Origin of the sequence: Methylocucumis oryzae (assembly GCF_000963695.1) — a bacterium.
In the GTDB taxonomy this organism is placed as follows: domain Bacteria; phylum Pseudomonadota; class Gammaproteobacteria; order Methylococcales; family Methylomonadaceae; genus Methylovulum; species Methylovulum oryzae.
In genome coordinates this window covers 1-3954 of record NZ_LAJX01000292.1, presented here as the reverse complement: position 1 = coordinate 3954, position 3954 = coordinate 1, and the positions used below count along the sequence as shown (strand labels likewise).

Sequence of the window (3954 nt, the reverse complement as noted above, 5' to 3'; positions counted from 1 at the left end):
GTCCGTGCTGCGGCCATGTCGCCAAAGAGAACCGGCTAAGCCAAGCGCGGTTCGAGTGTGTGGAATGCGGTTTCGAGGAAAACGCCGATCTGGTCGGTGCTATCAATGTTCTAAGGGCGGGACACGCCCGGTTAGCTTGTGCAGATACTTCGCCTGCGGTTGGGGCGTCGGGCCAAGAACCCACCGAAGCGACTCAGGCGATTGCCGCCTGAGCACCGTAGGAATCCTCGTTCTTTAGGGCGAGGAGGATGTCAAAATCTGAATTATTTTTGATAATGGTTTCATAAATTGAAAACATAACGTTTTGAGTTCTTCTAAAATCTCTTCATTAGACAGCTCATCTTCAGATAACGGCGGCAATGTTGCTAAAATAGCCATACGACGTTGATGATTGTAACTAGGTACTTTTTCAGCTGTCTCCATAATATGTGAACTTAAAGGTATCAAAGACTCGGTAATTTCTAGCTGAGTTTTTTTACCATCATCAATACCTAAGCTATTTTCATAAGGCATTTGCTCGGGGTTTGCTGATTGTTCGTCAATGGTTAGTACTGCTTTGGCTTGTTCGATATAACGCTCAACATCCTTAATAGGCACATTTTTATTTTTTATTTTCTTATAGACTTCATCGGCTATTGTCTCATTTGCTGGCCTGGACAAGGCATATACTGAAGATTGCAATAATCCAACCGAACTTAAATTTACGATGCCATATTTTTCACAGAAACGTCCAGCATGAAGTGCACGATTGATTTCTTGATGGCTACCCGCGCAAATTGCGCGGGTAGCTTTTAAATCGGAAATATATTGACCAAACAATTTGTCTGAAGGGAATCGCTGCCGCAAAGCCCATAAAATACGCCATTTTATCAATGTGGCTTGATTGTCAACCTGCTCTAGCCGCTCAATCAATTCATCATTTGTCAGATTTTTTAAATCTGAAAATGACCAAACTCCACTGTCTTGCTGAATAATGCCATCTTTGTCTGCACCAGCAATAAATGCCCTGCGCGCGGCCATTTCATTAGGTGTTTTAAATTTGACCATGCAGGATTTCCTCCACTAAAGCCAATGTTTCTTTTCTTGCAGCAACCTCACTATCGGCGCGTCCTTTCAATTCAGTCACAGCAAGCCCATCAGCCATACAGTCGCGATATATTTTGCGATCAAAGACAACAGTCTCAAGCAATATTAGTTCTGGAAACTCTAAAATTGTCCGCTTCGCTTGTTCTATTTCATTGATTTTTGGATTACTAGGTGCAATAGATAAAAAAGCATAAGCCACTAAGTTTTTGTTGATTAATCTTGATTGTTTAATAATTTTGCACATATTAGGCAACGTATTAATATCCACTTGGCTAGCTTTAACGGGGGTTAATAAAATATCAGCAACAACCATAGCTGAACGCATTTCTTCGGAATCGCGCCCCGTTACATCGACAATCACATAGCCATAACGTTTGCCTAAATCGACCAACGTGTCATCAATCTCACCGTATTTCTGGATACAAGCAATTTTAGGATTATCTGGATGATTTAGCTTACGCTCAGCCCACCATTCTGAGACTGACGCTTGACGATCAGAATCGACCAATAACACATCATGACCTTGATCAGCCAATACTGCAGAAATATTTACTGCGGTGGTTGATTTGCCAACACCTCCTTTTTGGGAAGCGATTAAGATTATTCTGCTCATTTTCTCTCGCTAAAGATGATATGAAACTGATTATAAAATAATCTTACTCAATTTGAATAAGTAAACATCATAACAATTTAGTTACACTACGTTTCGTTTGCATAATATTAGCCTGATCCAGCAATACAAGAGTTTCACGCCAATAGCTTTGGCATATCTGAATGAACTCTTGCTTCTCGGCATTATCGGGCAAAAATGACAAGTCACTCAGCTCTGCTAAGTCAATTATGGTATTTTGATAATTGGATAAGATTTGCTTGTAGCGGAAACGATCTTCTTGTGGCACCACAATCGGTGGAAAGCCAGATCTCAAAACGGGTAAATTAGCCAATAAGCGAGCCATGCGTCCATTACCGTCAAAAAAAGGGTGAATACAAACAAAGCTTAAATGCAAATCAGCATAAATACTTGCGGCTGTTTGACTATCATGAATAGTGCTTATATCAGTATTAAGTCGATCTAGCCATTGCGACATCAAACCATCAATATACCTAGGTGCTGGATATTCACGCCAAGCTTGACGATTATCTTGATTAACATAAGTGGTGAAATTAGCTTGTGTTTTCCACTTCCCTACCGGATGATCTATGTCAATAATACGCTCAGTCAATACGGTTTCATGCAAACGAAATAAATCTTGTTTAGTCATGGAATCACTGCTATTCAACAAAGCGTAAATTCGCTCAATGGCTTTAGCATGACCATACACTTCATTATGGTCTTTAAGTGGCTTTCCCTGAATAGTTAAACCTTCTGCCAAAATAAAATCGGTTTCTCCTAAGGTTAAACTATTACCTTCAAGAGAAGTGGAATTATGTGTCCAAAGGTTGCGTATTTGAGCTAAAAGCATCACTTTTAGGTCTGGATCTAGGTGATCGTAAAAATACCCCAAATCAATACTCCTGGTTCATTTTGAGGTTAAAATTAAATTATATTAACGTATCACAATACCATAATTTTGCATTTGGGTTTTATACATGTGTTCATCATACTCTTTCTGACTAGAAAAACCTTGCCGCTCCCATACAGTCATGGCCTTATTTTTTCCTGGCACATTGTTTTGCTGCTCTAATTCCCAATCATGCCCCCAGTCCTCTTTTAATGCGTTGTTTAAAAATCCTGCATACGATTTATCGGCTTTAACATTGCTATATAAAATATTGCGCCTGACATAGTCAAAACCATATCGTCTCTCAAACGATTCTAAGGCCGATTGCACGGTTTTTTTAGTTCTATGTAGTTCTGGCACTAAAACTAGCAATTTATCGCACACAGAGCCCATTTCATGGCTTAATATAGGTAAATCAATAGTAGGCATTACTATTTCGTTGCCAACAGCCAAGTTTTCTAATTTTTTAGTAAAAAATGCGGAAACGAATTGCCGAAACTTTACGACTTTGTTTTATTTCATCAAACTCAAAATGGAGATCAGCTTTTAATTTAAGCTCTTTTTGCGCAGGTTCTAAAATCCGCTCTCTAAAATTGCTGTAAAGTGGATATTGATCTTTTGCAATACCTAGCATTTCACGCAGCTGCTGTAAGTCAATATCGCGCTTACTCAGATTTTCATATTGCTTTAATAAACTGTACATGCGCATCGTATATTGACTTTTAAAACTTAACAGCATTTCAAGTCTACTGGATGTAAAGTTCCCTTTTAGTTGTAACAAGTATGGCTTTAGTAACGGATCAAAAGTCAAGTTAACCATCCCGCTACCATCAATATAATCAGCTGAAGAAACCCAATGAGTTTGCAATAACCTGCCAGGTTCTTGTATCTCAACAACTTTTTTCTAATAAATGTTTAGTGATTTTTTTACAGTCTGCATAAATGTGGTTTTTATTAATTCCCAAAAACTCAGCGAATTCAATAAGGCTAATGCAATAAGGTTTAAAATCCTCATCATTAGGCTGAATTCTAGCAATCATCGTTAAAATAAGTCTTTGTTCGCCTAACGTAAGATTGTACCGAGCTTCAATAAGCTCATTTGCTTGGGTAACAATTAACGAAGAAAGTCCTGTTTTCTTATTTTTTTTTATTAGCCATAAGCTAGCCTAAAAATATTATTGTATCTATAAAAATTGAACACTGTTTTTGTTATATTTAGCATATAACATATTGTTTTATAAACATAAAAAATTTTAATATTTTTATAAAAACTGGTTAAAAAACCTAGAATCGCGCTTAAAAATTTAATTATATGCCAGATTTACACGAATAACACTGTTTTGTTATAGTTAACACTGTTTTTGTT

At 37.6% G+C, this 3954-nt stretch carries 7 protein-coding genes; 1 reads left to right on the top strand and 6 read right to left on the bottom strand.

Annotated elements, in window-relative coordinates:
- Window positions 1-212, top strand: a 212-nt coding sequence (locus VZ94_RS27370) for a zinc ribbon domain-containing protein (protein ID WP_045780644.1), incomplete at its 5' end; no start/stop codon positions are given.
- Window positions 213-234: 22 nt separating this feature from the next.
- Here VZ94_RS27370 and VZ94_RS20390 read toward each other — a convergent pair.
- The 6 genes from VZ94_RS20390 to VZ94_RS32970 all read right to left on the bottom strand — a co-directional run bounded on the left by VZ94_RS20390 (window position 235) and on the right by VZ94_RS32970 (window position 3703).
- Window positions 235-1047 carry a hypothetical protein gene (locus VZ94_RS20390; protein WP_045780642.1) on the bottom strand — a complete coding sequence of 271 codons (813 nt, stop codon included), beginning with the start codon at window positions 1045-1047 and terminating at the stop codon, window positions 235-237.
- Entirely contained in the window at window positions 1034-1699 is a 666-nt protein-coding gene (locus tag VZ94_RS20385) for an AAA family ATPase (RefSeq protein WP_045780641.1), read from the bottom strand. The genes VZ94_RS20390 and VZ94_RS20385 overlap by 14 nt, the downstream gene beginning before the upstream one ends.
- A gap of 67 nt (window positions 1700-1766) precedes the next feature.
- Window positions 1767-2549 (bottom strand): Fic family protein, encoded by a 783-nt coding sequence (locus VZ94_RS20380; RefSeq protein WP_045780643.1) that lies wholly within the window; start codon window positions 2547-2549, stop codon window positions 1767-1769.
- Between the two features lie 84 nt (window positions 2550-2633).
- The gene (locus tag VZ94_RS20375) at window positions 2634-3017 is read right to left on the bottom strand and encodes a hypothetical protein (protein ID WP_045780640.1); all 384 of its coding nucleotides are present in this window, start codon (window positions 3015-3017) and stop codon (window positions 2634-2636) included.
- 37 nt (window positions 3018-3054) lie between these two features.
- A complete protein-coding gene (locus VZ94_RS29815) occupies window positions 3055-3477 on the bottom strand; it encodes a replication initiation protein (protein WP_082081868.1) in 423 nt (140 codons plus the stop codon).
- Window position 3478: 1 nt separating this feature from the next.
- On the bottom strand, window positions 3479-3703 hold the full coding sequence (locus VZ94_RS32970) for a replication initiation protein (protein WP_369126312.1): 225 nt from the start codon (window positions 3701-3703) through the stop codon (window positions 3479-3481).
- Between the last annotated feature and the right edge of the window lie 251 nt (window positions 3704-3954).